This window comes from Streptomyces rubradiris (assembly GCF_016860525.1).
GTDB lineage: Bacteria > Actinomycetota > Actinomycetes > Streptomycetales > Streptomycetaceae > Streptomyces > Streptomyces rubradiris.
In genome coordinates, this window is the sequence record NZ_BNEA01000015.1 from 4,360,767 (window position 1) to 4,387,500 (window position 26,734).

A 26,734-nucleotide genomic window follows, 5' to 3' on the forward strand; every position below is an offset into this window, starting at 1 on the left:
CCGCCGGTCAGCCCGCCGTCAGCTCCGTGAGTTCGGTCAGCGGCAGGGTGTGCCGGGTCTGGAGGGCCTTGGCGCGCAGGTAGCGGATGTTGTGGGCGGTGGTGAAGACGCCGGTGGGCACGCGGTCCCGGACGGCGATGCCCAGCGCGCGCAACTGGGCCGCCTTGTCGGGGTTGTTGGACAGCAGGTCCAGTTCCGTGACGCCGAGGGCGGTGAGCATCTGGGCGGCGGCCGTGTAGTCGCGGGCGTCCTCCGGCAGGCCGAGGGCGGCGTTCGCCGCGTAGGTGTCGAGCCCCTCGTCCTGGAGGGCGTACGCGTCGAGCTTGTTGTAGAGACCGATGCCCCGGCCCTCCTGGCGGAGGTACAGCAGGATGCCGCCGCGCTCGGCGATGCGCTCGACCGCCTCGCGCAGCTGCGGTCCGCAGTCGCAGCGGGCCGAGCTGAAGACGTCCCCGGTCAGGCACTCGGAGTGCAGCCGCACCAGCGGGACGGGGCCCGGGTCGCCCAGGACGATGGCGAGGTGCTCCCGGCCGTCGGCGAGGCCGTGGAAGGTGACGAGTTCCGCGTCGGCGCCGTAGCCGTCGGCGAACCGCAGCGGTACCCGGACGCGGGCGCGCGGGGTGGCGGTGGGGATGTCGGGCATGCGGGTCCCTCCGGAGCATGTGCTTCAGACTTGAAGCAGTGGCACGCGGGGACCCTACCCCATGCTTAAAAGTTGAAGCAATGGATCTGAGGCCGGGAGCAGGTCAGGAGCAGGACGAACGGCGCCGCCAGGGGAGGTCGTCCGTACCCGCCCCGGCCCCCTCGCCCTGCAATCCGCGCGCGATCCCCGTGCAGATCTCCTCCAGCTGCCCCACCTGCTCCTCGGTGAGCCGGTCGAACAGCATCGAGCGGACGGTCTCGACGTGCCCGGGCGCCGTACGCTCCAGTACGGCCATCCCCTCGTCCGTCAGCACTGCGAGGGAGGCCCGCTTGTCGGCGGCACAGTTCTCCCGGCGCACCAGGCCGTCCCGCTCCAGCCGGTTCACCACGTACGTCAGCCGGCTGCGGGTGATCTTCAGCGCCTCGGCGAGGTCGGTCATGCGCAGCCGCCGGCCGGGGGCGTCGGAGAGACCGGCCAGCACCGAGTAGAACAGGTGTGACATGCCGCCCGCCTGCTGGAGCTGCCGGTCGACCGCGTCCTCCAGGAGGCGGGAGGCGGCGATGTAGGCGCGCCAGGCGCGCTGCTCCTCGGGCGTGAGCCAGCGGGTCGTCATGACGCCAGTGTAGGTTTGTTTAAAACTTGAACCAAGCCGCTCGCGGCCCCGCCCCGCCCGTCCGCCTCCACAGGAAAGAGCGCCGATGCCCCTGCCGTACGTGCTGCTGTCCGCCGCCGTCTCCCTCGACGGCTACCTGGACGACACCGGCCCCGAGCGGCTCCTGCTGTCCGGCCCGGCCGACTTCGACCGGGTCGACGGGGTACGGGCCTCGGCCGACGCCATCCTGGTCGGCGCCGGCACGATCCGCTCCGACAACCCCCGCCTGCTGGTCGGCTCGGCCGAGCGGCGCGCGGCCCGGCGCGCGGCGGGCCGGCCGGAGTACCCGCTGAAGGTCGCCGTCACCGGTTCCGGCGACCTCGACCCGGCGGCGCGCTTCTGGCACACCGGCGGCGACAAACTCGTCTGCACCACCGACCAGGGCGCCGTACGGGCCGCGCGCCTGCTCGGGAACACCGCCGACGTCGTCCCGTTCGGCCCCGTGCTGGACTGGCGGGCCCTGCTGGAGCACCTGCACGACGTGCGCGGTGTGCGGCGGCTGATGGTCGAGGGCGGCGGCACGGTCCACACCCAGCTGCTCCGGCAGGGCCTGGCCGACGAACTCCAGCTGGCCCTCGCCCCGCTGTTCGTGGGTGATCCGGCGGCACCGCGGCTGTTCGGGCCGGGCCCCTACCAGGGCGGACGCCTGCGCCTGCTGGAGACCCGGCGGATCGAGGACGTGGTCCTCATGCGGTACGCGCCCACGGCTCCCGGCTCCGGTCCGGACGCCACCGCCGCCGACCGCCACTGGCTGCGCACCGCCTGCGAACTGGCGGCCCTGTGCCCGCCTTCCCGGACGGCGTTCAGCGTGGGCGCGGTGGTGGTCGCCGCCGACGGCACGGAACTGGCCCGGGGCCACTCGCGCGAGGGCGGCGACCCGGTGGTGCACGCGGAGGAGGCGGCGCTGGCGAAGACCGACCCGGCCGACCCGCGGTTGTCCGGCGCCACGGTGTACTCCAGCCTGGAGCCGTGCGCCCGCCGTGCCTCCCGGCCGGCGCCCTGTGCCGAGCTGATCCTGCGGGCCGGGGTGCGCCGGGTGGTCACCGCCTGGCGGGAGCCGGACACGTTCGTCGAGGCGGCCGACGGGACGGGGGTGCTGACGGCGGCGGGGGCGCGGGTCGTCGTACTGCCGGAGCTGGAGGAGCTGGCGAAGGCGCCGAACGCCCATCTGCCGGGCTGAGACGCCCTGGGTGCGTATACACCCAGGGCCCGGAATCCTTGGGATTCCGGGCCCTGGGCCTTCAGTAGCGGGGACAGGATTTGAACCTGCGACCTCTGGGTTATGAGCCCAGCGAGCTACCGAGCTGCTCCACCCCGCGTCGTTGTGACTCCAGTGTACGCCATGCGCGGGGTGCTTCGCACACCGGTTTCCGCGGGCCTCCCGGCGGGCCCCCTGGCGGGCCTTCCCGAGGGGTGGTCGAGCGGGGGTCACGCGCGGTGACCGGGCGAGCGCACACGTATAACAACTGAGTCACCATCAAAATCGCGAGTGACTGCTGACCGCTTCTGAGTGCTGGTCAAATTGCCCGTTCTAGCGGGATAGTTACCGATAACTCCACCGGTGAAAACGTTAATGATCAAGGGGACCGGCTTGGAAAGTGACTGTCAGGTCTATTAACGTTCGATAACGCAGCGCGGTCGTCCCAGCCGTCACAAGAGGCGGCTCCGTGCGCACGCGCCGAATCCCGCGAGGGAACCGGGGAACCACCACCTTGGGGTGAATCACGCGGATACCGTCGTGTACTCACGCGAGTCCACGACCGGTATACGCGCGTAGGAGACCTTCCTGCTCCGAACCCGTCAGCTAACCCGGTAGGCGGAGGAAGGAAAGGAGTACGCCCGCGTGGCGTCCAACCGGCCTGGCCCCGAAGCCCCGTCCATACCGGCACAGCGCGAGTCCGAGCCCGAGACCTTCGGCTACGGCGCCTACCGCGCCGACGAGGGCCCGTGGGAGGAGTGGAACCCCACCGAGGAAACCGTCGCCCCGGTCCGCGGCCGGCACCGGGTCGCCAAGCAGCGCGGCGGCTTCGCGCGCAGCTCCACGGTCCTCGGCGTCGGCGTCATGGCCGCGGTCGGCGCGGGCGGCATGGCCAGCGCCAACACCGGCAAGCCGCCGGTCTCCATCTCCATGCCGGACCTGCCCTCGGTCGGCTCCCTCTTCCAGGACGGCTCCGGCGACGACCGGCCCGCCGAGGCGGCCGGCACCACCACGCTCGCCACCGTCGCCGTGGCCTCCGACGCGGGCCAGGACACCGCCGACGCGGGCGAGGTGCTGCGCAACCGGATCATGGCGCAGGCCGAGCAGCAGCAGGGTCAGGCCGACAGCAAGGCCGCCGCGGCCGCGCTCGCCGCCGCCGAGAAGCAGACCGCCGAGGCCGCCGCCCAGGCCGAGGAGGAGGCCGCCGCCAAGGCCGCCGCCGCCAAGGAGAAGGCGGAGGCCGAGGCCGAGAAGGCGGCGGCCGAGGCGAAGCGGGCGGCCGAGGAGAAGCGGCTGGCCGAGCTCGCCAAGCAGTACGCGCTGCCCACCTCCTCGTACACGATCACCTCGACGTTCGGGCAGGCCGGCTCGATGTGGTCCTCCGGCCACCACACCGGTCTGGACTTCGCCGCCCCCACCGGCACCCTGATCAAGGCCGTGCACAGCGGCACGATCACCGAGGCGGGCTGGGCCGGAGCCTACGGCTACCGCACCATCCTGACCCTGGACGACGGCACCGAGCTGTGGTTCTGCCACCAGTCGTCGATCAACGTCACGGCCGGCCAGAAGGTCAGCACCGGCGAGGTCATCGGCCGCGTCGGCGCCACCGGCAACGTAACCGGCCCGCACCTGCACCTGGAGGTCCACCCCGGCGGCGCGCCCACGGGCATCGACCCGATGGCGTGGCTGCGCGACAAGGGCCTCACCCCCTGACGGTCCCTTTCCGGAAGACCGGGAAAATCGGCGCCGGCGGCGGGATGCGATCGGCCCCCGCCGGCGTTGACATGGCGTATGACGTCACTTCGCACACTCGGCTCCTCCGACCTCAAGGTCTTCCCGCTCGCCCTGGGCGGCAACGTCTTCGGCTGGACGGCCGACGAGCAGACCTCCTTCGCCGTCCTCGACGCCTACACCGCGGCGGGCGGCAACTTCATCGACACCGCGGACGTGTACTCGGCCTGGGTCGAGGGCAACAAGGGCGGCGAGTCCGAGACCGTCCTCGGCGCCTGGCTCAAGGCCCGCGGCAACCGCTCGGACGTGGTCATCGCGACGAAGGTCAGCCAGCACCCCGAGTTCCAGGGGCTGTCCGCCGCGAACATCAAGGCCGCCGCCGACGCCTCGCTGCGCCGCCTGGGCACCGACTACATCGACCTCTACTACACCCACTTCGACCAGCCCGAGGTGCCGGTCGAGGAGATCATCGGCGCGCTGGACGAGCTGGTGAAGGCCGGCAAGGTCCGGCACATCGCCGCCTCCAACATCGGCGCCGAGCGCCTGCGCGCGTCCCTGGAGTTCTCCGACCGCGAGGGACTGGCCCGCTACGTCGCCGTCCAGCCGCACTACAACCTGGTCTCCCGCGACACCTACGAGGGCCCGCTCCAGGAACTCGTCGCCGCCGAGGGCCTGTCCGCCGTCCCGTACTACGGGCTCGCCTCGGGCTTCCTGACCGGCAAGTACCGGCCCGGCGCGACGGTGGACAGCGCCCGCGCCGACCGGGTGCGGGACTACGTGGCCTCCGAGCGCGGCCAGCAGGTCCTGGCGGCCCTGGACGAGGTCGCCGCCGCCCACGAGGCCCCGGTCGCCACGGTCGCCCTGGCCTGGCTGGCCGCCCAGCCGACGGTCACCGCCCCGATCGCCTCCGCCCGCACGCCCGAGCAGCTTCCGGCGCTGCTCGGTGTGGCGGAGCTGACGCTGACGGACGCGGAGGTCGCGAAGCTGACGGAGGCCTCGGCCTAGAAGGACGGCCGTACGACGGCCCGCTCCGGCGGTGCCGCCCGCCCGCCCGGCGTCCGGCACGCCCTCCCGTCAGGTCCGGTACGGGTTGTAGGGGGAGTACGTCACCGCCGGGTATCCGTACGGCGCCGCCGGCCGGTACACCGGGGCCGGAGCGGCGGCCCGGCTCGCGTACTCCAGCGCCGGCCGGGCCACGTGCCGGCGCCGCCACAGCTCCGCCAGCAGCTCCCGCTCCCGCACGGTGAAGTCCGCCCCGGCCTTGCCCGCGCGTCCGCGCCGGCGCAGGAAGGCGAGCGAGGTGGCGTACCGCTCGTAGCGGGCCACCTCCCGGGCCGCCGGCCGGCCGTGGTGGTGCCGGGCGTAGTCCCGGGCCATCCGGCGCGCCCGCATCGACCCGAGCGCGAACGGCTCGCCCGGCCCCAGCCACCCGGCCAGCACATACGCCGGCAGCTCCGCCCGCACGGCGCGCAGCTCCCGCTGCCGGGTCCAGACCGCGAGCCAGGTCACCAGCCCGAACACGGGCACCATGAAGCCGCCGTAGACGGCGAAGAACCCGTACTGCCCGAAGGTGGCCGAGCCGTTCCAGAAGGCGTGCATGCCCATCGCGAGCAGCAGTCCGCACACCGGCAGCAGGACCCGCCGGACGGGCCGGCGCTCGGCGGACAGCGCGGCGATGCCGAAGCCGATGCCGGTCAGGACGGTGAACAAGGGGTGCGCGAACGGGGACATGACGATGCGCACGAAGAAGGTGGCGGCGGTGACGGAGGCGATGCCCCGGTCGCCGGTGAGCTGGTCGGTCCCGAAGGCCGTACCGAGGTAGAGGATGTTCTCGGTGAACGCGAACCCGGTGGCGGTGGTCCCCGCTATCACCACGCCGTCCACGATCCCGGTGAAGTCGCGTCTGCGGAAGAGGAAGACCAGCAGCACGGCGGCGGCCTTCGCGGACTCCTCCACGACCGGCGCTATCACCGTGGCCCCGAGGGTGTCGGCGCTCGCCGGGTCGGCGGTGGAGGTGGCGATCCACTCGGTGGCGAAGCTGTTGGCCACGATGGCTATCAGCGCCGCCGCGCAGGCCCCCCAGGCGAAGGAGAACACCAGGTTCCGCCAGGGGCCCGGCTCCACCCGGTCCAGCCACCGGAACGCGGCGATCAGCCAGGGCACGGGCAGCACGGCCAGCCCGAGCCCGACGAGGAAGCCGTCCGTGCCGGTCTGCCGCCGCACGAGCGCGAGGATGACCAGCCCGGACAGCGCGAGCAGCGTGCTCGGCGCCCCGTACCGCACCCACCTGCGCTGCCACCAGTGCGGGTGGCGGAGCACACCGTCGCCGGGGCTCGGGGGAAGGGTCGGGAACGGAGGACTGGTGGCCACGGCATCGACCCTAACGGTGACGGGACGAGGGGCTGAGCGGATTATCGGCCCGGCCGGTTGAGTGGTCCGGGCCCTCCGGTCGGCTATCCGTCCTGGCGGTGCGGTACGCGTCGGAACAGCAGATCGTTCACGACGTGTCCCTTGTCCAGTCCCTGTCCCTCGAAACGGGTCAGCGGCCGGAACTCCGGGCGCGGCGCGAAACCGCCGTCCGGCTGCGTGTTCGCGAAGTCGGGGTGCGCGGTGAGCACGTCCAGCATCTGCTCGGCGTACGGTTCCCAGTCCGTGGCGCAGTGCAGCAGCGCGCCGGGCTTCAGCCGGGTCGCGGCGAGCGTCAGGAACTCGGGCTGGATGAGCCGCCGCTTGTGGTGCCGCTTCTTGGGCCAGGGGTCGGGGAAGTAGACGCGCAGCCCGTCCAGCGAGTCCGGGCGGAGCATCTCCCGCAGCAGGATGATCGCGTCGCCGTTGCCCACCCGGATGTTGGTGAGGCCGTCCCGGTCGGCGAGGCCCAGCAGGTTGCCCTGGCCCGGGGTGTGCACGTCGACGGCGAGGATGTTGGTGTCCGGGTCGCCGGCGGCCATCCGCGCGGTGGCCTCGCCCATCCCGAACCCGATCTCCAGGACCACGGGACGGTCGTTGCCGAACAGCTCGGCCAGGTCGATCACCCGCTGCCCGTCGATGTCCAGGCCCCACTTGGGCCACAGCCGCTGCAGGGCGTCCGCCTGCCCGGCCGTCACCCGGCTGCGCCGTGGCTGGAAACTCCGGATCCGCCGCTCGAAGTGCGAACCCGCGGGGTCCGCCTTGGGCCCGTCCGGGAAGCGCGGTTCCCCCTTGGCCCGGACGGGCCGGACGGGGTCACCGGGGGCGGACGGGACGGCGGGGGAGTTCAGGGAGTCAGACACAGTAAGCCCAATTTTACGGGTCCGGTCCGCCCAGTCCGGTGGTCCGGTTTCGGGGCCGGTCCTCCGGAGCCGGTGGGCCGGGTCCGGGGGTGGTTCCAGGGGTTCGGGGGCCTGGTCCCGGGGCCGACTCCACGGGGCTGGTCTCATGAGTCCGGTGGCCCGGCTCCGGGGGCTGGTGTTCGGGGTGTGGTGGTCCGGTTTCCCGGGGCTGGTGGTCGGTTCCGCGCGGCTGGTCCTGGCGAGCCCGGCGGTCCGGTCCCGTCTGATCGGTCCTACGGGCCCGGCGGGCGGGTTTCAGGGACCGGTTCCACGGGCCCGGTGGTCCGGGTCCGCGCGGTCGGTTCCTCGGGGCGGGTGGGTCACTCCGGTGAGGTGAGCATGGTCAGTGCCCGGCGTCCGATCTCGCGGCCGATGGGGAGCGAGGCAGTGGCCGCGGGCGACGGCGCGTTCAGTACGTGGACCGCCCGCGCCCCCTCCCTGATCAGGAAGTCGTCCACCAGCGTCCCGTCCCGCAGCACCGCCTGCGCCCGCACCCCGGCCGGGGCCGGCACCAGGTCCCCGGCGTCCACGCCGGGCAGCAGTCTGCGCACCGCCTCCAGGAACGCCCCCTTGGACACCGAGCGGCGCAGCTCACCCGCGCCGTACCGCCAGTGCCGCCGGGCGATCGCCCACGCGCCGGGCCAGGCCAGGGTCCCGGCCAGCTCCCGGGGCCGTACGACCCCCCAGCCGTACCCCTCGCGGGCCAGCGCCGGCACCGCGTTGGGGCCGATGTGCACGCCGCCGTCGACGCCCCGGGTCAGATGCACCCCGAGGAACGGGAACGCCGGGTCCGGCACCGGATACACCAGGCCCCGCACCAGCTCGGGCCGGGCCAGCTCGTAGTACTCCCCGCGGAACGGCACGATCCGCATCCCCGGCTCGTCCCCGGTCAGCCGCGCCACCTCGTCGCAGCGCAGCCCGGCGCAGTTGACCAGCACCCGCGCGCGGACGACGGCGCCGGCCGCGGTGAGCACGGCCACGCCCCGCTCCGGCCGCCGGTCCACCCGTACCACCTCCGCGCCGTACCGGATCTCCGCCCCGGAGGCCCGGGCCAGCTCCCGGGCCACGGCCGCGTAGTCGCACACGCCCGTGGTGCCGACGTGTATCGCGGCCAGGCCGCGCACCTCCGGTTCGTACTCGGCGATCTGCGCCGGTCCCAGCTCCCGCACCGGGATGCCGTTCTCCCGGCCGCGCTGCACGAGCGCGTGCAGCCGGGGCAGCTCGGCGCGCTCGGTGGCGACGATCAGCTTGCCGGTGACGGCGTGCGCGATGCCGTACTCGGCGCAGAACTTGACCATCTCGGCGGCGCCCCGCACCGCGTACCGCGCCTTGAGGGAGCCCGGGCGGTAGTAGATCCCGCTGTGGATGACCCCGCTGTTGCGTCCCGTCTGGTGCCGGGCGGGCCCGTCCTCCTTCTCCAGCACCGTCACGCGGGTGCCCGGCGCCGCCCGCGTGATCGCGTACGCCGTCGCGAGCCCGACGATCCCCCCGCCGACCACGAGCACATCACAGTCGTACGCCCCGCCCAGCACCGAGCACCACCTCCACTCCCGATAGTGCACTGCGCCACTGACAGCGGCTTCAAACGCCCGGCCTGCGGCGGCCCCCCGGCAGACGCCGAGGCGGCGCGGCCCTACGCCGGTGCCATCAGCAGCGGCCGGGCCCGCTCGCGCAGCTCCACCACCCGCGGCTCGTCCCCGTACGGCTCCAGCCGGTGCAGGAGATCCTTCACGTACTCGGTGGTCCGCGCCGACGAGATCCGTCCCGCCACCTCCACGGCCCGCACCCCCTGCTCGCACGCCGCGTCGAGGTTCCCCGACTCCAGCTCGGCCACGGCGGAGACGACCAGCCGCAGCCCGTGCGACCGCACGAACTCCTCCGTCGGCTTCGACAGCGCCTGCTCGGTGAACCTCCGCACCTGACGCGGTGCCTTCAGATCGCGGTAGCACTCGGCGGCGTCCGCGGCGAACCGGTCGTATCCGTAGAAACCCAGCCAGGAGGGGTCGTTGTCGCCGGGACGGGACCGCTCCAGCCAGCCCTCCGCCGCCTTCAGCGCCGCGCCGGCCGCCTGCGCGTCGCCCGCGCGTGCGTGGGCCCGCGCCTCGACCAGCCGGAAGAAGCTCATGGTGCGGGCGGTGGCCAGCCCCCGGTTGCGCTCCAGCGCGGCCTGCGCGAGGTCCACGCCCTCGTCGCCGAAGCCGCGGTAGGTGGCCTGCAACGACATGGAGGCCAGCACGTACCCGCCGAGGGGGACGTCGGCCGCCGCGCGCGCGAGGCGCAGCGCCTGGATGTAGTACCGCTGCGCGGCCTCCTGTTGCCCGGTGTCGAAGGCCATCCAGCCCGCGAGCCGGGTGAGTTCGGCGGAGGCGCCGAACAGGGCGCGGCCCACCTCGTCGGAGTAGGAGCCGAGCAGCAGCGGTGCCGCCTCCACCCGCAGGCACTCCGGCACCATCGACGAACGCCAGTCCCCGCCGCCGTACTTGGAGTCCCAGCGCCGGGCGTCCTCGGCGGCCTCCCTGAGCTTCTGCACATCGCTGTGGCCGACTTTGAGCGGCGGGCCGGAGCCCTCGGCGGTGCTCGCCTCCCGCGCGACCGAGCTGTCGGCGGGGGTTATCAGCCAGCGCGAGGCGGGCGTTGCGTATGCGCTCACTGCGAACGATCCGGCGAGGGACTGCCAGATGCCGCCGGAGCCGGCCCGGCGGCCGGCCAGGTCGAGGCGGTACAGCTCGGTCGCCGACTTCACGGCCTGTGCCACGTCCCGGGGGAAGGCGAGCCCCACCTCCGGCGCGGGATCCGCGTCCGCCAGGCCGATCTCGTGCAGCGGGACCGGGCGGCCGAGCTTCTGGCCGATGGCGGCGGCGATCAGATGCGGCGCTGCACCCTGCGGCACCATGCCCTTCGACACCCAGCGCGCCACGGACGTCTTGTCGTAGCGAAGCGTCAGACCGCGCTGGGCGCCAAGGTCGTTGACGCGCCGGGCGAGTCCGGCGTTGCTGATTCCCGCGAGGGCGAGAACGGCGCCGAGCTTTTCGTTCGGCCCGCGTTGCTCCCTGGACATGCGCCACCCCTCGACACAGACGGCTGCCGCGCTGGCATAACCGTGCGGCATTCGTAAACCCAGCGTAGTTCGCCGCATCCCAAGCGTTAAGGGGCAATGTTCCGGATGGCGGGATTGTGGTCGGTAGGCGGGCGCGGCCCTGTACGCACCGTGCACGGGCTGTCGCGACGTGCCCCCGACCGTGTGGCCGTGCGCCCGCCCGTGCGCTCTTCTCCGGCCACCCGGCGGGCGATTCCATGGCCGTGCGTGGGTCGGCCCGCTGTACTGGATCCAGTGGGCTGGGGGACACCGCCGCCTTCATCCCCGCGGGTGGCGGACCGGTCCGGGAGGCGTCGTCCGTCTCCCGGACCGTGCGTATGGGTAAGCCGCCAGGCGCTCCGCAGTCCTGTACGGAGAGTGCTCGATTCCGGTGCGCCGTCACGGATTTGGCTGAAAATAATCACTCGATCGTGCGGTGGATTTCCTTCGTGACCATGCAACTTGAGGGCGTGAAAGGGGATTTGGGGGAGCGCATTGGGGGCGCGTTCGCGTCGTACCCGTTGAGCGCAGCCTCCGCCCCACCCGCCCGCCACCCGTCAACTCCCCTTCTCCGGCACCGCGTACATCCCTCGGTCGAAGGCGGCCACGCCGCACCTCCCCGGCCTGTTCTTCATGGCAGCATGGGGGCCGGTTCGTACGGTGCACTGGTGGTCCACAGCCTGTGGAGGCGTCGATGCGGTGGTTGGTGGGGTGGAGCAGCACCGCCGCGGGCACCGCCGGGACCGGCACGGCGGGGGCCGTCGGCTACGACGGCGAAACCCTGCAACCGGTCGGCTCCCAGCTCCTGTGGGGCGACCCGGACCCCCTGTGGGCGGTCGGCGACTGGCGCCCCGACGAGGTGCGCGTGGTGCACGCCGACCCCGAGCACCGCATCGCCGTCCTCGGCATCTGCGGCGCCACCGACGAGGAACTGCGGCGCGGCCTGTTCACCGCGCGCGGGGGTGCGGTGCGCCACCTGACCACCTGGTCCGGCAGCTACACCGCCGTCGTCCAGGCCGGCCGCCGCATCACCGTCTGCGGCGACCTCGCGGGCGCCCGGCCGGTCTTCCACACCCCCTGGGAGGGCGGCACGGCCTACGCCACCGCCGCCCTGCCCCTCGCCGACCTGATCGAGGCCAATCTCGACTTCACCCACCTCGCCGCCCTGCTCGCCGCCCCGGACGTACCGGCCGCGCTGCGCGACACCACCCCCTACGACGGCGTACGGCGCGTTCCGCCGGGGCACGCCCTGGTGCTGCGCGCCGGAGCGCGCGAGATCACCGGGTACGAGCCGGTCGCCTCCCTCGCCGTGGCCGCGCCCCCCGCCGACCCCGACCACGCCGTGGACGCCGTACGGGACGCCCTGGTGGAGGCGGTCCGCACCCGGCTCGCCGCCCCCCGGCACGTACCCGACCTGGACCCCGGGCCGGTGCCCGGCATGGGACCTGCCGAGCGGCGCGCCGCGCGCGGGATGCCGGTCCCCGGCGTCGGCGCCGACCTCTCCGGCGGGCCCGCCTCCGGCACCCTCGCACTGCTGGCCGCCGGGCTGCCCGGCCGGCCCGGCACGCTCCTCGGCCACCGCACCGGCGCCGGCGAACGCCTCCTCGCCGTCACCTTCAACGACCTGGCCGTGCCCGGCCGCGAGGCCGAACTGGAACGGGCGGCGGCCCTGGCCGCGGGCCCCCGCCTGCACCACGTCGTGGTCACCGGCGGCCAGGAGACCCTGCCGTACGCCGACCTGGACGGCCCGCTGACCGACGAACCCGGCCCCTGCCTGGTCCAGGCGGCCCGGCACCGGGCGCGGCTCGCCGCCGGCAGCGCCGACCACTTCACCGGCCACGGCGCCCGTCAGGTCCTGGACGCCCACCCCGCCCGCCTCGCCGACCTCCTGGTGGACCGCCGGCGGCGCCACCTGGTCCGGCCGGTCGCCGCGCTGGCCCGCGCCGACGGCTCGGTGTTCGTTACCGCCCGCGTGTACGGCGCGGCCCGGCGCCTGGCCCGCACCCCCTACCGGGCGGGCCTGGAGGAACTCGCCGAGCGGCTGATGCGGCGCCGCTTCGACGAGCCCCAGGGGGCGGCCGACGCGTCCCTCGCCGCGCTGAGCTGGGCCGGGCCCGGTCCCGCCGCGCGGTGGCTGACGGGGGAGGCGCTGGCCGAAGTATCGGTTCTGCTCCAGGCGGAGGCCGACCGCTCCGGAACCGGCGTCCAGCGGCCCGGCGACTACCGCGCACGGGCCGCGCTCGCCCGGCACGCCGCCGACCTCCGCGTCCTGGAGCAGGCCGCGGAGGTCCGCTCCCAGCGACTGCACGCGCCGTTCCTCGACAACCAGGTGGTCCGCGCCTGCCGCGGCCTTCCCGAGGCCCTGCGCGTCCGGCCCGGCGCCCGTGCCGCCGTCCTGCGCACGGTCCTGGAGGGCGCCGGCGTCACCGGCCTCCCGGCCGGCTGGGGCGCCCCCTCCCACGCCTCCACGGTGGCGACGGCCCGCGCCGGACTGCGGGCCGCGGCCGACCCCCTCCTGGACCTGTTCGCCACACCGTTGCTCGCCGACGCCGGGCTGGTGGAGGCCCGCGTCGTCCGCGCGGCCCTGCGGGGCGGGGCGGCGGGCGAGCCCCTGCCGCTGGACGGCCTCGCCGACCTGGTCTCCCTCGAACTGTGGCTACGGCGCCTCCTCGCCCGCCGCGGCACGTGCTGGACGGGAACCCCGTCCCGCTCCCGCGCGGTCCCTTCGGGAATCCGGCCGAGGCGCGGGGCGCTGGCGCCGGGGGCGTGAGCGGCGGGAGTTCATCGGGCCTGTGTGGTTGGGGTTTGTGGTGGGTTGGTCGGGCCTGTGTGGTTGGGGTTTGTGGTGGGTTGGTCGGGCCTGCGTGGTCGCGGTTCGTGGTGGCTTGGTCGGGCCTGCGTGGTGAGCCGCACATCGGATACAGCCCCACGCCCCCGGGGCGGTGCGGTGGCCGTCGCCCGCATCGGCGCCCCCGCGGGCGCGGCGGCGAGTCCGTCTTCCGGGCGGCCGATGTACCGGCTCCGAGCCCCATAACAAACTTCGCGCCCCAATTCCCCTGCTCCGCCCGGACCCGGTGCGCCGGCGCCGGGCCCAGCGCGGCCGTCGCGCGGTGGCGGCTCGTGGTGGGCTGGTTGTGTCTGCGTGGTGGAGCCGCGTACCGGGTACGGTGCCGCGCCCCTGTGGGCGTCACCCGTATCGGCGCGCCGCAGGCGCGAGGCGGTGAGTCCGCCCCGGCCGGGCACCGCACCGCTTCCGACACCCCCGGCGCCGAACCCCCGTGCCCCAGCCCCGAGCCCCCCGCCACAATGGCCGGATGCGGTACAGAATCCTGGGCGTGACCCAAGCGGCGGACGACCAGGGCACTGCCGTACCCGTCGGCGGGCGCCGGCTGCGTACGCTGCTCGCCGCCCTGGCCCTGCGGCCCGGCCGTACCGCCACCCCCGAGACCCTCATCGACGAGATCTGGGCGGACGCCCCGCCGCAGGACGCCCCCGCCGCCCTCCAGGCCCTCGTCGGCCGGCTCCGCCGCGCCCTCGGCCGGGACGCCGTCACCTCCACGACGGGCGGCTACCGCCTCGAAGCCGCCCCGGACGATGTCGACCTGCACGTCTTCGAGCGGCTCACCCACGCCGGCACCGCCGCCCTCGCCGCCGGCGACCCGGCCGCCGCCCACCGCACCCTCACCGAGGCCCTGTCCCTCTGGTACGGCCCCGCCCTCGCCGACCTGCCCGACCGCACCGCCGCCGCCCGCCCCGAGGCCCTGCGCCTGGAGGCGGCCCGCGCCCGCGCCGCCGCCGCCCTCGGCCTCGGCCGCGCCCAGGAGGTCGTACCCGAGCTGCGGGAACTGACCGCCGCCCACCCCTACGACGAGCCGCTGCGCGTCCTGCTCATCCGCGCCCTGCGCGACACGGGCCGCACCGCCGACGCCCTCGCCGCCTACGAGTCCGCCCGCCGCACCCTCGCCGACACCCTCGGCACCGACCCCGGCCGGGAGCTGAAGGACCTGCACGCGGCGCTGCTCAGACAGGAGCACCCCACAGTCCCGCAGTCCCCCACAGTCCCGCAGTCCCCCACAGTCCCGCAGTCCCCCACCACCCCGGAGCGCCCTACCGCGGCGCCCCTCACCCGCGCGCACCCGCCCCGCCGCGCCGGGAACCTCCGCCCCCGGCTGACCTCCTTCGTCGGCCGGGGACCGGAACTGGAGGCCATCCGCTCCGACCTGCGCCGGGCCCGCCTGGTGACGCTCACCGGACCGGGCGGCTCCGGGAAGACGCGCCTGGCCGAGGAGGCCGCCGCGGCCCACCCCTCGGCCTGGCTGGTCGAGCTGGCCCCGCTCGACCGGCCGGAGGCGGTCCCCGGCGCGGTGGTCAGCGCGCTCGGTCTGCGCGAGACCGTGCTGCTGACCAACGAGCTGGGCCTCCCGCAGGCCGACCCCACGGCCCTGCTGGTCGAGTACTGCGCCCCGCGCGGCCTGCTCCTGGTCCTCGACAACTGCGAACACGTCATCGGCGCGGCGGCCGCCCTCGCCGAGACCCTCCTCACCCGGTGCCCGGGGCTCACGATCCTCGCCACCAGCCGGGAACCCCTGGGCGTCCCCGGAGAGTCGGTGCGCCCGGTCGAGCCCCTCGTCCCGGAGCAGGCGCACCGCCTCTTCGCCGAGCGCGCGCGGGCCGTCCGCCCCGACGCCGACGCGGTGCTCGGTGACACCGAGGCCGTCGCGGAGATCTGCCGTCGCCTGGACGGGTTGCCGCTCGCCATCGAGCTGGCCGCCGCCCGGCTCCGGCTGCTGACCCCGCGGCAGATCGCCGACCGCCTGGACGACCGCTTCCGCCTGCTCACCTCCGGGAGCCGCACCGCCCTGCCCCGCCAGCAGACGCTGCGCGCGGTCGTCGACTGGTCCTGGGACCTGCTGGACGAGCGGGAGCGGACGGTACTGCGCGAGGTGTCGGTGTTCGCCGGCGGCTGGGACCTCGCGGCGGCCGAGGCCGTGTGCACCGGCCCCGCCGCCGACCTGCTCGGCGCCCTGGTCGACAAGTCCCTGGTGGTCGCCGCCCCCTGCGCCCCGGACGGCACCGGCACCGGCATGCGGTACCGCATGCTGGAGACCATCCACGAGTACGCCACCGAGCGCGCGGCCGAACTCCCCGCGGTGCGCGCGGCGGCCGAGCGACGCCACCGCGCCTGGGTGCGCTCGCTGGTGGAGGAGGCCGGCCCGCAGCTGCGGTCGGCGGCCCAGCTGCCCTGGTTCTCCCGCCTGGAGACCGAGCTGGACAACGTCCGCGCGGCCCTGGACCGCGCGGTCCGCGCGGGCGACGAGGCCGAGGCCGGCGCCCTGGTGCTGGCCATCGGCTGGTTCTGGTGGCTGCGCAGCCACCGCCAGGAGGCGGTGTCCTGGGTACGGCTGGTGCTCCGCCTGGGCGCCGCCCTGGACACCCTGCCCGCGGGCGCGCCGACCGCCGGGCTGATGGCCCGGGTGGCGTCCGCCGACCCGGTGGGCGCCTTCCTCGCCGACCCCGACGGCCAGGCCCGGCACCCGCTGAACGAGCTGCGGACCGACCTGCGCATGCTCGACCTGTTCCTGACCGCGGAGTCGCACGCCGACCACCTTGCGGGCGACGAGCGGGCCCCGGAGTACGTCGCGCGCGTGCGGCGCGCCTACGAGCGCGGCGGCCCTCAGGCCGCCCGGTTCCCCGGCATCCTCTGGCCGCTGACCACGTACTACCTGGGCGGCCCGGCCGACGTCCGGCCGAACCTGTCGGCGTCCGTCACCAACGCCCGCAGGTACGGGGGCGACTGGGAACTCGCCGTCGCCCTGATGTACCGCGCCCACGTCACCGTCGACACCTCGGGCAATCTTGAGGGCGTCGACGAGGACCTGGCCGAGCTGCGGCACCTCGGCCGGCGCGTCGGCGACCGCTGGATGCTCGCCCAGGTGTGCGGCGCGGCCGGCGAGGCGGCCATGGCACGCGGCCGGTACGACGAGGCACGCGCCGAGTACGAGGAGGGGCTGCGCCTCGCCTACGAGGTCGGCGCGGACGCCGAGGCGCCGTTCCTGATCGCCCGGCTCGCCGAGATCCACTACCGCTCCGGCGACCGGGACGGCGCGCTGGCCGCCCTGGACGAGGCGGAGTCGGCCGCCGAACGGTACGCGGTGCCGGAGTCACGGGCCTTCGTCCTGCTGCTGCGCGCCCACATCGCCCGCACGGACGGAGACCTCGACCGGGCCCGCGAACTGCTCCGGTCGTCCTGCGCGCTGGTCGGGGACGGCAGCACCGCGCCCCCGCAGTTCGTGGCGGCCCAACGGGTGGTCGAAGGGTTCGTCGTCGCCGACGAGTCGGGCCTGGCCCAGGGCCTGCGGGTGCTGGCGAAGGCCCTGCGCGAGGCCGTGGACCACCGGTGCGCCGAGGCGGTCACCGCCGGTCTGACGGACGCGGCGGCCTGCCTGCTGGCCCGGTACGGCGATCTGGCGCTCGCCGTACGGCTGTTCACCGCCGCGGACCGCTGGCGCGCGGGTGTCCCGCGGCCCGAGCCGGAGCGCGCCGAGGCCGCCCGGGTGCACGCCGGCGCCCGCGCGGCCCTCGGCCCCGACCGCCACGCCGCCGAGTGCGCCCGGGGCGCCTTGCTCGACGCGGCGGACGTCCTGCGGGAACTGGAAGCGGCGACGGAGGCGAGCCGTACGGCCGCCGGGTGAGCGGGGCCTACCGGCAGGTGAACCGGGACTCCGCCCAGTCCGCCAGCGCCACCCGGCCGAGGCCGTGGTCGTGCGGCTCCACCACCAGCCGTACGGTCCTGCGCCCGGTGAGGTCCACGTGGACGGGGACGGCCGGACCACGGCCCTTGACCACGCCGGACCGCCACAGCGGGACCCCGTCGGCGTGGACGGAGAAGGAGACCTTGCCGAGCCCGAGGGTCATGTCGTCCACGCCGGCCCACGCGTCGTACGCGGTGCACTGCCGGTTGAGGTCGACGGTGACGGAGGACTCGCCGTGCACGGTCACCCCGCGCGCGTACGACGTGCCGCCGACCGACATGCCGTACCGCTGCCACACCCAGCTGCTCCCGGCCAGCCGGATCTCGGGCTCGGTGCCGTCACCGGAGGCGTCGAAACGCAGGGCGCTCAGCTCATAGACGGTCGGCGCGGGTACCGGGGCCCGGGTCGGGGTGGGGGTCGGCTTCGGCGTAGGCGTCGGTTTCGGTTTCGGCTTCGGCTTCGGCGGGGGAACGGGGGCCGGCGTGGGCTTGGGTTTCGGCGTCGGCGTCGGAGTGGGAGTCGGAGTCGGTATGGGGGTGGCCGGCAGCGGTTCGGGGGCGTCGGCCACCGGCTTCGGGGACGAGGGCTCGGGCCGGGGCTTCGGGGAAGCGGGCACGGGCGCCGGCGGCTCGGAGCGCAGGACCGGTGCGGACTGCGACGGTCTGGCGGCGGCCTCCTTCACCGGCCGGTCGTCGTTCACCAGGGCGAGTGCGACGGCGGCGACGGCCACGGCGACCACGCCCGCCACGATGCCGGCCTTCACCGGCGCACCGAGCCCCTCGGCGGCCGCGGCCCCGCCCGCGCCGCCCGCGCCGCCCGCCCCGGCGGACGAGCCGGTGGCCGCGGCGGCGGCCCCCGCGGCCCCGGCCCCGGCGCCGCCGGCCACGATCCCGAGCGCCTTGGCGTACCCGGCGGCCCCGAACCAGCCGATGACCGCGACCGGGACGACCGCGGGGATGCCGCTCGCGACCTCCTCGATCTGCGCGGCGGCCAGCCGGCACCGGGCGCACTGCGCGAGATGCTCGCGCAGTCCCCGCTCGGCCCGGACGCGCAGCTTGCGGCGGGCGTAGGTGCCGAGCTGGTCGGCGTAGCGGGCGCACTCCTCGTCGGCGGTGAGGGCCGTGCTGACGTGGGCCTGGAGGTAGGCCTGCTTCAGTCCTTCCCGGGCGCGGCTGGCGAGCACCCGGGTGCCGTTGGCGTCCAGCCCGAACAGGACGGCCACCTCGCTCGGGGACTCGTCCTCCACCTCGGTGTGCCACAGCACGGCCTGCCAGCGCTCGGGCAGGGAGCGGAAGGCCCGCATGGCCAGGGACTGCTCGGCCTCGTGCAGGGCGCGCACGTCGGCGCCCAGGTCGAGCGCGGCGGCGTCGGACGCCTCGGCGGCGCGCGCGGCCTGCTGGGCGAAGACGGCGAAGTCGTCGACGAGCTGCTCGCGCCGGGCGGACTTGGCCCAGTGCGCGGCGACGCGGCGTACGGAGGTCAGCAGGTAGGCCCGTACGGCGTGCTCGGGCCCGGCGCCGCCGCGCACCGCCTGGAGCATCCGGGCGAACACCTCGGCGGTGAGGTCGTCGGCGGTGTGGGCGTCCCGGCAGCAGGTCCGCGCGTACCGGCGTACCGCGTCGGCGTGCCGCCGGTACAGCTCCTCGTAGGCGGAGTCGTCACCGGCCCGCATCCGGCCGATCAGTTCACCGTCGGCGGCCGGCGCCTCCCGGGGCGGCGGCAGCACGCTGCCGTCCCGCTGAGCGGGCACGCCGCCGTCCCCGCGCGCACGGGGTCCGCCCTGGCTGGGTACGTACGGCGAGGCCGGCCCGCGCGTCTCCGCGCCGCCGTCGTCCCCGCGTGACCCGTCCCACCCGTCAGCGCTCATCGCGGAAAGCCCCCGACACCGACCCAGCCCAACCCGTCACCGGCTCAGACTGCCATACCCCACCCCGCCGAGCGCCCCCGCGCATCCCATCCACTCATCCGAGCGCACTTACCCACACTCCCCCGAACACCCGTTGCACACCGCAGAGTTACCCCACCAGCACCAGCCCGACTGGCGCTACGTCGACTGGGCGGGGCCGCCCGAAGGACTGCCGGTCCAGGGCCGCTGCGGAGCACTGCCCGGCGATCCGTCGTGCTGCGGCGACTGGGGCAGCGTCGCTTGGTGAGCCGCTGCGGCCAAGACCGGTCGGCAACGCCGTCCAGCCGCTGCGCTACGGCCTCCGGCCTGCTGATGCCCTGCGGCCTTGTCACAGCGCTGTCCGGAAGACCGCTGGGCCACGGTCACTGGACGACGCCGTCTGGAGGGCTGCCGTGCCGGCGCTGCCCGACGACCCGTCGCGCCACGCCCACTGAGCAACGCCGCCCGAAGGGCTGCCGGTCCAGGGCCGCTGCGGAGTACCGCCCGACGGGCTGTGGTGCTACGGCGTCGGGGCGGGGCCGTCCGGAGGAGTTGAGCCACGGCCGCTGCGGAGTACCGCCCGGCGGTCCGTCGTGCTGCGGCGACCGGGGCTGCGCCGACCGGTGAGCCGCTGCTCCAGGACCACCCGGCAACGGCGCGGCGGCTCGCCGCTACCCCCGACCACCGGCACCGGTCTTCCCGACCCCCGCCGACCAGCATCCGCCCCTCGGCCCCCAGCGCCGGCACCCGGCATCCGCCTCTCGGCACCCAGCGCCCGCCTCTCGCCTCCCGGTACCCGGCATCCGCCTTCCGGTACTCGGCATCCGCCTCCCGGCACCCGACCCCGGCAGCGCCGCCCGCGGCTCCCGTATCCGACGCCCGAGCCCCCGCAGCCGCCGACGGCGAACGCGCCCCACAGGGGCCACCCGCACCCGACCGCGATAGCCGCACGGGTGGTGCGGGTGGGAACACGAATCCGCCGAAGGCGAAGCCGAGCCGCGCTTACGCCGACGCCGACGCGGACGCGGACGCCGACGCCGGCCGCGACCGAAGCCCCTCCAGCAGGATGTCCAGCAACCGGGCCGAAGCCGCCGCCTGCTGCGCCGCATCCGGCAGGGACGGCGCCGCCGTGGCGATCACCAGCAGCACATCCCCCACCGACACATCCGCCCGCAGCTCACCCGCCGCCCGAGCCCGCTCCACCAACTGCCCGACCACGTCGAGCAGCGCCCCGGCCCCGGCGTCGTCGGCCCCCAGCGGGGACTCGTCCGGCACCAGCCGCAGCTCACCGTTCCCCGGCTGCACCCGCTGCTGAGGCACCCGAGCCTCCTCGCCCGACGCTCCGGACGCGTCAGACGTACCCGCCGCCCCCGACCCGTCCGAACCGGCGGAGCCGACCCGGAGCACCTGCGGCGGCAGCAACCGCCCCGCCCCCGACGCCACCGATGTCCGCAGGAACCGCGACAGCGCCGACCACGGCTCGTCCTCCTGCCCGAGCGCGGCCCGCGCCTGCTCGGTCAGCCGGGCGGTCTCCTCCTCGGCGATCCGCCGGACCAGCACGTCCTTGCTGGGAAAGCGCCGGTACACCGTGCCGACCCCGACCCGGGCGCGCCGCGCCACGTCCTCCATCGGCGCGCCGTACCCCAGCTCGCCGAACACCTCACGCGCCGCGCGCAGCACGTGTTCCAGATTGCGCTGCGCGTCGACCCGCAGCGGAGTGGTCCGCGCCCCGTCCGCGCGTCCCGTGCCCGCCGCCGTACTCATCGTTCTGCCGCCGGGTGCGATGGCGGTAGCCGATGCCCAATGCGTGTCCTGAACATGCATGTGTTTCCCCCGGTAATGACGTCTCCCCCCGGAGACTCCCCGCCACTGGCTGCGAAGCGCGCGGAACGGGCATCGGTTCCGACCGGATCCGCCCGTCGCGGGCCCGTTCGACCACATTCCCTACACTCCGTCGACACACGAACATAGTTGAGAGGCAGTCAATTCAGAAGGGGCAGGTTCCGTACAGTGCGCCCCCCGATCGGAGTACGGGACGTGTACGTCCCGATTCCCTCCCTTCCCGCCCACTCGCCCGCCCCCGCTGACCTGCCCCGTTTTCTCCCGACCGGGCACCCCGGCCGGTCCCGCGCGCACCCGGCCGCCGGTCACACAAATTGCCGGGCCTGTGGACAAACACCAGCGGCGGGTGCGTCATGGGATGGTGAAGGAACGTGCGCGCATTCTGGTTGTCGGCGGCGGCTACGTCGGGATGTACACGGCCCTGCGTCTCCAGCGGAAGCTGAAGGCCGAGCTGAACAGGGGCGAGGCCGAGATCACGGTCGTCACCCCCGATCCCTACATGACGTACCAGCCGTTCCTTCCCGAGGCCGCCGCCGGCTCGATCTCCCCGCGCCACGTCGTCGTACCGCTGCGCCGCGTCCTCGACCGGTGCCACGTCGTCGTCGGCGAGGTGACCTCCATCGACCACGCGGTGCGCACGGCCGCCGTCAGCACGCTCGCCACCGCCGACCGGGGCGGCTCCGCCGAGCTGTTCGGCTACGACGAACTGGTGCTCGCCCCCGGCTCGGTCTCCCGCGTCCTGCCCATCCCCGGCCTCGCCGAGTACGGCATCGGTTTCAAGACCGTCGAAGAGGCCATCGGCCTGCGCAACCACGTGATCGAGCAGATGGACATCGCCTCCTCCACCCGCGACCCCGCGCTCCGCGACGCCGCCCTCACCTTCGTCTTCGTCGGCGGCGGCTACGCGGGCGTCGAGGCCCTCGGCGAACTGGAGGACATGGCCCGCTACACCGCGCGCCACTACCACAACCTCCGCCCCGAGGACATGAAGTGGATCCTCGTGGAGGCCACCGACCGGATCCTGCCGGAGGTCGGCCCGGAGATGGGCCGCTACACCGTCACCCAGCTACGCCGCCGAAACATCCAGGTGCTGCTGAACACCCGCCTGGAGTCCTGCGCCGACCGGGTCGCCGTCCTCAGCGACGGCCAGCGCTTCCCGACCCGCACGCTCGTGTGGACGGCCGGCGTCAAACCGCACCCGCTGATCGCCGCCACCGGCCTGCCGCGCACCGACCGCGGCCGGCTCCGCTGCACTGCCCAGCTCACCGTCGACGGCGCCGAGCACGCCTGGGCCGCGGGAGACGCCGCCGCCGTCCCCGACGTCACCGCCGCCGAACCCGGCGCCGAGACCGCGCCCAACGCCCAGCACGCGGTCCGTCAAGCCAGGGTGCTGGGGGACAACATCGCGCACGCGCTGCGCGGCGAGCCCCTGGAGACGTACGCCCACCGGTACGCCGGCTCCGTCGCCTCCCTCGGCCTGCACAAGGGCGTCGCCCAGGTCTACGGCCGGAAGCTGAAGGGCTACCCGGCCTGGTTCATGCACCGCGCGTACCACCTCAGCCGGGTGCCCACCGTCAACCGCAAGGCCCGGGTGCTCGCCGAATGGGCCCTCGCCGGGCTGTTCAAACGGGAGATCGTCTCGCTCGGCTCGCTCGAACATCCCCGCGCCGAGTTCGAACTGGCGGCCGGTGGAAAGCCTCCCCACAGCCCCTCCGACGACCCGAAGGGGTAGTCCTGACCGGTCCCGGGAACTCCGCGCACCGTCGAGGCGTCTGACGGTTGTCGCCGTGGTCCGCCCCCCTGCCAGACTGCCCACGTCCCCGGACGAGCCCCCGCCCGCCCACAGCACCCACGAGGCTTTTCCCACAGTGAACTTCACGCGCTGGAGCGCCCGGCTCCCCGGAACGCAGCGCCGCGCCGCCGCGCGGACCGAGTCGGCGGTCTCCCCGGACCGGCGGGGCGACGGCTCCGTGCCCGCGGCCCGCGCCGAACGGTCCGCCGACGGCCACCCGGTGCCCGCCGTCGACGTACTGCCCGCGCGTGACGTCCTGGACCGTGTCCCGGCCCTCGTCGCCCTCGTCCACGGCCCCGACCACCGCATCGGCTACGTCAACGACGCCTACACCACGGCGTTCGGCACCCGCCCCACCGGCGTCCCCGCCCGCGACGCCCTGCCCGAACTCGCCGAACTGGGCCTGCTCCCGCTGCTCGACCAGGTGCTGCGCAGCGGCAGACCCCGCACCCTGAAGTCCCGCAAGGCCGTCGACGGCCGCTCGTACACCTTCACCTGCACCCCCGTCACCGAGGACGGCGACCGGGACGCGGGCGTCCTCGTCTTCGCCACCGATGTCACCGACCACGCCGAGGCCGCCGAACGCCTGCGCGCCAGCGAGCGCCGCCAGCGCGAGACGGCCGTCACCCTCCAGCGCTCCCTGCTCCCGCAGGAACTGGAACAGCCCGACGACCTGCGCATCGCCGCCACCTACCACCCCGGCGGCACCGAGGCCGCGGTCGGCGGCGACTGGTACGACGTGATCACCCTCGGCGGCGGCCGGACCGCCCTCGTCATCGGCGATGTCATGGGCCGAGGGGTGCGGGCCGCCGCCGTCATGGGCCAGCTCCGCACGGCAGTCCGCGCCTACGCCCGCCTCGACCTGCCCCCGCACGAGGTGCTCCAGCTACTCGACGGCCTGGCCGCCGAGATCGACGCCAACCAGATCGCCACCTGCGTCTACGCCATCCACGACCCGAACGAGGGCCGCCTGGTGTACGCGTCGGCCGGTCATCTGCCGATCCTGGTCCGCGACGAGAACGGCGTGGTCTCCCGCGCCGACGAACCCACCGGCCCGCCACTCGGCACCGGCGGCTGGATGCACTCCTCCGGGTGCGTCGCCCTCGGCCCCGGCGCCACGGCCGTCCTCTACACCGACGGCCTGGTGGAGCGCCGGGACGCCGACCTGGACGAGGGCATCGCCGCGCTCGCCGGCGCCCTCGCCGGCGCCACCGGCACCCCGCAGGTCGTCTGCGACCGCCTGGTCCGCTCGGCCGGCGTCACCGCCGACCACGACGACGACGTGGCCGTCCTCGTCCTCCAGCACCCGGCGCGTACCGGCCCCGACGGCGACCTCTTCCGCAACGCGGCCCTGGAACTCCTCGGCGGCGTCGAGGCGGCGCCCCGCGCCCGGGCGTTCGCCTCCGGCGTGCTGACCAGCTGGCGCTTCCCCGCCGAACTGCACGACCTCGGCGTCCTCGCCACGAGCGAGCTGGTCACCAACTCCCTCCAGCACGGCACCCCGCCCATGCGGCTGCGCCTGCGCCGCACCGACCGCCGCCTGATCATCGAGGTCACGGACGGCGACGACCACCTGCCGCGCCGACGGCGCGCGGAACCGGGCGACGAGTCCGGCCGCGGCATCGCCATCGTGGCGACGATCGCCTCCAACTGGGGCTGCCGCCGCACACCGGGTGGCGGCAAGGCGGTGTGGTGCGAGTTCGTCCTGCCGAAGGGGTGAGCGCCGAGCGGGCGCGGCGCCGCTGCCCGGGTGCGGGCGGTCCATGGCCGGCCGTGTGGTTCCCCACGCCCCTGCGGGGCATCACACCCGCGGCGCGGCCCTACGCCTCGGCCGTCACCGGCTCCGCAGCCGCCTGGCCCCGGCTCACCACCCGGCTCTCCCGCCCCGTCCACGGACGGTCCTGCACCGCGGTGAGACGCCGTCCCAGCCGCAGGGCCAGCACGGTGATCGACAGCGAGAACAGCAGGAAGGTCACGATGTACGGCGCGTGCAGGGAGGCGCCCAAGGGGCCGCCCACGGCCGGACCGACCGCCAGCGCCAACTGCTTGACCAGCGCGAACGCCGAGTTGTACTGCCCGGCCAGCCCCTCCGGCGCCAGATCGGCGACCAGCGGCGCGACCGTCGGCGACAGCATCGCCTCACCCAGCCCGAACAGCGCGTACGTCGACACGAAGGCGGCCGTGGCCATCTCCTGGCTGCCGTGTCCCAGCCCCGCGTACCCGGCGGCCAGCCAGGCGACGGCCCAGATCAGGCCCACCGCGGCGATGACCCGGGACCGCCGGCGCCGCTCCACCAGCTTCAGCACGGCGAACTGGGCGACCACGATCATCAGCGTGTTCGCGGCCAGCGCCGTGCCCAGCGCGGACGTGGATATCCCGGCCGCCTCCACGCCGTAGGCGCTCAGACCCGACTCGAACTGGCCGTAGCAGGCGAAGAAGAGCACGAAGCCCAGCACGCACAGCTGCACCATCGCCCGGTTCCCGAGCAGCTGCTTCCAGGCGCCCTTGGCCGACCGCGCCGGGGCGTCCGCCATCCGGGGCGAGTGCGGCATCCGCACGGTCGCCATCACCCCGACCAGCAGCAGGAACATCAACGCCTCGATCGCGAACAGCAGCGTGAACGAGGACACGCGCGTGGTGTCGACCAGATGGCCACCGATGAGGCCACCGACACCGAGCCCCAGGTTCTGCAGGAAGAACTGCATCGCGAACGCGCGCGAGCGGGTGTCCGCCGAGGAGCAGTCCACGATCATCGTCGCCAGCGCCGGCTGCATCACGGCCTGTCCGGCGCCGAGCGCGGCGGCGGACAGCAGCACGGACGCGGCACCGCCCGCCAGACCGAGGCTCAGCGCGCCCAGAGCGGCGAGGACCAGGGCGGCGAGCAGGACCGGCAGCGGGCCGCGCCGCACGATCGCCCGGCCGGCGAACGGCAGGACGATCAGCGCGGCCACGGCGAAGACGGCGAGCACGAGCCCCGCCGTCATGGCTCCGAGTCCTCGCACCTGCGCCACATAGACGTACAGGTACGGGACGGTGAAGCCGAGCCCGAACGCGCTGAGTGCGTTGCCCACGTGGATCCGGCGCATCGCTGCGCCCATCGCCCTGGTCACGTTCACCTCTCTCACTAGTTAGATCTGAAGACTTCAAAGCTAAAGTTCGAAGCTAAAGAGTACACAGTCAAGGACTTCAAGGCAAAGGGGTCGCGTGCGATACTGCGGCCATGGCCGACACCCCCGGCGTCACGGAGCCGACACTCGAAGAACAGATCGCCGCCTACCAGCGCGAGTTCCAGGATCTGGACCCCCAGGTCGAGAAGATCGTGTCGGCGCTGTCCCGGCTGAACCGCCGGATGAACGTCGCGTACGGCCGCCAGACCGCCGCCCTCGGCATCAGCAACGCCGAGTGGGAGGTCCTCAAGGCACTGGTCCTCTCCGGTGCGCCCTACCGCATGGGCCCGAGCGACCTGGCCAAGCGGCTCGGCCTCACCCCGGCCGCGATGACCCACCGGATCGACCGCATGGTGGCCGAGGGGCTGGTGACCCGGGAGCGGGACGAGTCCAACCGGGTGCGCGTCATCGTGGAGCTGACCCCCGAGGGCCGGGAGAAGTGGCTGGAGGCCATGCGCCTGGCGACGGTCTTCGAGGAGGATCTGCTCCAGGACCTCACCCCCGCCGAGCGCGCGGTGCTCGGCGAGGTCCTGACCCGGCTCCTGCGCCGGGTCGAGCACGCGCAGCCGGACGCCGGCGGCCGGCTCACCGACCTGGACTGAGGCCCGGCCCGGGGCCACAGAAAAGATCTTGACAGGGGGTGTTGACACGCCCCTGTCCGAACCGTAAAGTTCTTCGGGTTGCCGCG

The 26,734-nt window shown here is 74.6% G+C and carries 17 protein-coding genes, 1 tRNA gene and 1 riboswitch; of the genes, 8 read left to right on the forward strand and 10 right to left on the reverse strand.

Translation table 11 applies throughout. From position 1 onward, the window contains the following. Positions 1 to 7: 7 nt before the first annotated feature. The gene (locus tag Srubr_RS32590) at positions 8 to 643 is read right to left on the reverse strand and encodes a GTP cyclohydrolase II (protein ID WP_189994600.1); all 636 of its coding nucleotides are present in this window, start codon (positions 641 to 643) and stop codon (positions 8 to 10) included. Between the two features lie 103 nt (positions 644 to 746). Then, positions 747 to 1,256 carry a MarR family winged helix-turn-helix transcriptional regulator gene (locus Srubr_RS32595; RefSeq protein WP_189994597.1) on the reverse strand — a complete coding sequence of 170 codons (510 nt, stop codon included), beginning with the start codon at positions 1,254 to 1,256 and terminating at the stop codon, positions 747 to 749. A gap of 85 nt (positions 1,257 to 1,341) precedes the next feature. Between Srubr_RS32595 and Srubr_RS32600 the strand changes: the two genes are divergently transcribed. Continuing rightward, positions 1,342 to 2,475 carry a dihydrofolate reductase family protein gene (locus tag Srubr_RS32600; RefSeq protein WP_189994595.1) on the forward strand — a complete coding sequence of 378 codons (1,134 nt, stop codon included), beginning with the start codon at positions 1,342 to 1,344 and terminating at the stop codon, positions 2,473 to 2,475. Positions 2,476 to 2,540: 65 nt separating this feature from the next. On the opposite strand, the gene Srubr_RS32605 is transcribed toward Srubr_RS32600, so the two are convergent. Beyond that, positions 2,541 to 2,614 (reverse strand) — tRNA-Met (locus Srubr_RS32605). 347 nt (positions 2,615 to 2,961) lie between these two features. Continuing rightward, a riboswitch (cyclic di-AMP (ydaO/yuaA leader) is annotated at positions 2,962 to 3,129 on the forward strand. A 9-nt stretch (positions 3,130 to 3,138) separates the two neighbouring features. On the opposite strand from Srubr_RS32605, the gene Srubr_RS32610 reads away from it, so the two are divergent. Together Srubr_RS32610 and Srubr_RS32615 are read left to right on the forward strand one after the other, a co-directional pair. Continuing rightward, the gene (locus tag Srubr_RS32610; RefSeq protein ID WP_189994593.1) at positions 3,139 to 4,206 is read left to right on the forward strand and encodes a M23 family metallopeptidase; all 1,068 of its coding nucleotides are present in this window, start codon (positions 3,139 to 3,141) and stop codon (positions 4,204 to 4,206) included. 78 nt (positions 4,207 to 4,284) lie between these two features. Then, positions 4,285 to 5,229, forward strand: coding sequence for an aldo/keto reductase (locus Srubr_RS32615; RefSeq protein WP_189994591.1), 945 nt, complete (start codon positions 4,285 to 4,287; stop codon positions 5,227 to 5,229). Positions 5,230 to 5,298: 69 nt separating this feature from the next. Here Srubr_RS32615 and Srubr_RS32620 read toward each other — a convergent pair whose 3' ends face one another. The 4 genes from Srubr_RS32620 to Srubr_RS32635 form a co-directional block, all read right to left on the reverse strand. Beyond that, positions 5,299 to 6,594 (reverse strand): PrsW family intramembrane metalloprotease, encoded by a 1,296-nt coding sequence (locus tag Srubr_RS32620; protein WP_189994589.1) that lies wholly within the window; start codon positions 6,592 to 6,594, stop codon positions 5,299 to 5,301. Positions 6,595 to 6,677: 83 nt separating this feature from the next. Next, a complete protein-coding gene (gene trmB / locus Srubr_RS32625; protein WP_189994587.1) occupies positions 6,678 to 7,493 on the reverse strand; it encodes a tRNA (guanosine(46)-N7)-methyltransferase TrmB in 816 nt (271 codons plus the stop codon). Positions 7,494 to 7,852: 359 nt separating this feature from the next. Beyond that, positions 7,853 to 9,064 (reverse strand): L-2-hydroxyglutarate oxidase, encoded by a 1,212-nt coding sequence (gene lhgO / locus Srubr_RS32630; RefSeq protein ID WP_189994585.1) that lies wholly within the window; start codon positions 9,062 to 9,064, stop codon positions 7,853 to 7,855. Between the two features lie 101 nt (positions 9,065 to 9,165). Further along, positions 9,166 to 10,590: an MFS transporter gene (locus tag Srubr_RS32635; RefSeq protein WP_189994583.1), complete on the reverse strand. Its 1,425-nt coding sequence runs from the start codon at positions 10,588 to 10,590 to the stop codon at positions 9,166 to 9,168. A 712-nt stretch (positions 10,591 to 11,302) separates the two neighbouring features. On the opposite strand from Srubr_RS32635, the gene Srubr_RS32640 reads away from it, so the two are divergent. Further along, on the forward strand, positions 11,303 to 13,378 hold the full coding sequence (locus tag Srubr_RS32640; RefSeq protein WP_189994581.1) for an asparagine synthase-related protein: 2,076 nt from the start codon (positions 11,303 to 11,305) through the stop codon (positions 13,376 to 13,378). A gap of 544 nt (positions 13,379 to 13,922) precedes the next feature. Next, on the forward strand, positions 13,923 to 17,300 hold the full coding sequence (locus Srubr_RS32645; RefSeq protein WP_189994578.1) for an AfsR/SARP family transcriptional regulator: 3,378 nt from the start codon (positions 13,923 to 13,925) through the stop codon (positions 17,298 to 17,300). Positions 17,301 to 17,307: 7 nt separating this feature from the next. On the opposite strand, the gene Srubr_RS32650 is transcribed toward Srubr_RS32645, so the two are convergent. Further along, positions 17,308 to 19,227 (reverse strand): sigma-70 family RNA polymerase sigma factor, encoded by a 1,920-nt coding sequence (locus tag Srubr_RS32650; protein WP_189994576.1) that lies wholly within the window; start codon positions 19,225 to 19,227, stop codon positions 17,308 to 17,310. A 1,020-nt stretch (positions 19,228 to 20,247) separates the two neighbouring features. Beyond that, positions 20,248 to 21,069, reverse strand: coding sequence for a TetR/AcrR family transcriptional regulator (locus tag Srubr_RS32655; RefSeq protein WP_189994574.1), 822 nt, complete (start codon positions 21,067 to 21,069; stop codon positions 20,248 to 20,250). Positions 21,070 to 21,445: 376 nt separating this feature from the next. Here Srubr_RS32655 and Srubr_RS32660 point away from each other — a divergent pair, with 376 nt between their 5' ends. Then, complete coding sequence (locus tag Srubr_RS32660) at positions 21,446 to 22,819, forward strand: NAD(P)/FAD-dependent oxidoreductase (protein WP_189994572.1); 1,374 nt, start codon at positions 21,446 to 21,448, stop codon at positions 22,817 to 22,819. Between the two features lie 136 nt (positions 22,820 to 22,955). Continuing rightward, complete coding sequence (locus tag Srubr_RS32665) at positions 22,956 to 24,599, forward strand: ATP-binding SpoIIE family protein phosphatase (RefSeq protein WP_189995290.1); 1,644 nt, start codon at positions 22,956 to 22,958, stop codon at positions 24,597 to 24,599. Positions 24,600 to 24,699: 100 nt separating this feature from the next. Here Srubr_RS32665 and Srubr_RS32670 read toward each other — a convergent pair whose 3' ends face one another. After that, the gene (locus Srubr_RS32670; protein ID WP_189995288.1) at positions 24,700 to 25,965 is read right to left on the reverse strand and encodes an MFS transporter; all 1,266 of its coding nucleotides are present in this window, start codon (positions 25,963 to 25,965) and stop codon (positions 24,700 to 24,702) included. 134 nt (positions 25,966 to 26,099) lie between these two features. Here Srubr_RS32670 and Srubr_RS32675 point away from each other — a divergent pair, with 134 nt between their 5' ends. After that, positions 26,100 to 26,648: a MarR family winged helix-turn-helix transcriptional regulator gene (locus Srubr_RS32675; protein WP_189994571.1), complete on the forward strand. Its 549-nt coding sequence runs from the start codon at positions 26,100 to 26,102 to the stop codon at positions 26,646 to 26,648. Positions 26,649 to 26,734: the final 86 nt, after the last annotated feature.

What these genes read in the sequence shown, in the direction of transcription:
- Srubr_RS32600 (WP_189994595.1), top strand. Translation starts at nt 1,342, where the DNA reads ATGCCCCTGCCGTACGTGCTGCTGTCCGCCGCCGTCTCCCTCGACGGC.
- Srubr_RS32615 (WP_189994591.1), top strand. Translation starts at nt 4,285, where the DNA reads ATGACGTCACTTCGCACACTCGGCTCCTCCGACCTCAAGGTCTTCCCG.
- Srubr_RS32650 (WP_189994576.1), bottom strand. Translation starts at nt 19,227, where the DNA reads ATGAGCGCTGACGGGTGGGACGGGTCACGCGGGGACGACGGCGGCGCG.
- Srubr_RS32655 (WP_189994574.1), bottom strand. Translation starts at nt 21,069, where the DNA reads ATGCATGTTCAGGACACGCATTGGGCATCGGCTACCGCCATCGCACCC.
- Srubr_RS32590 (WP_189994600.1), bottom strand. Translation starts at nt 643, where the DNA reads ATGCCCGACATCCCCACCGCCACCCCGCGCGCCCGCGTCCGGGTACCG.
- Srubr_RS32675 (WP_189994571.1), top strand. Translation starts at nt 26,100, where the DNA reads ATGGCCGACACCCCCGGCGTCACGGAGCCGACACTCGAAGAACAGATC.
- Srubr_RS32660 (WP_189994572.1), top strand. Translation starts at nt 21,446, where the DNA reads ATGGTGAAGGAACGTGCGCGCATTCTGGTTGTCGGCGGCGGCTACGTC.
- Srubr_RS32640 (WP_189994581.1), top strand. Translation starts at nt 11,303, where the DNA reads ATGCGGTGGTTGGTGGGGTGGAGCAGCACCGCCGCGGGCACCGCCGGG.
- Srubr_RS32670 (WP_189995288.1), bottom strand. Translation starts at nt 25,965, where the DNA reads ATGCGCCGGATCCACGTGGGCAACGCACTCAGCGCGTTCGGGCTCGGC.
- Srubr_RS32595 (WP_189994597.1), bottom strand. Translation starts at nt 1,256, where the DNA reads ATGACGACCCGCTGGCTCACGCCCGAGGAGCAGCGCGCCTGGCGCGCC.
- Srubr_RS32635 (WP_189994583.1), bottom strand. Translation starts at nt 10,590, where the DNA reads ATGTCCAGGGAGCAACGCGGGCCGAACGAAAAGCTCGGCGCCGTTCTC.
- Srubr_RS32645 (WP_189994578.1), top strand. Translation starts at nt 13,923, where the DNA reads ATGCGGTACAGAATCCTGGGCGTGACCCAAGCGGCGGACGACCAGGGC.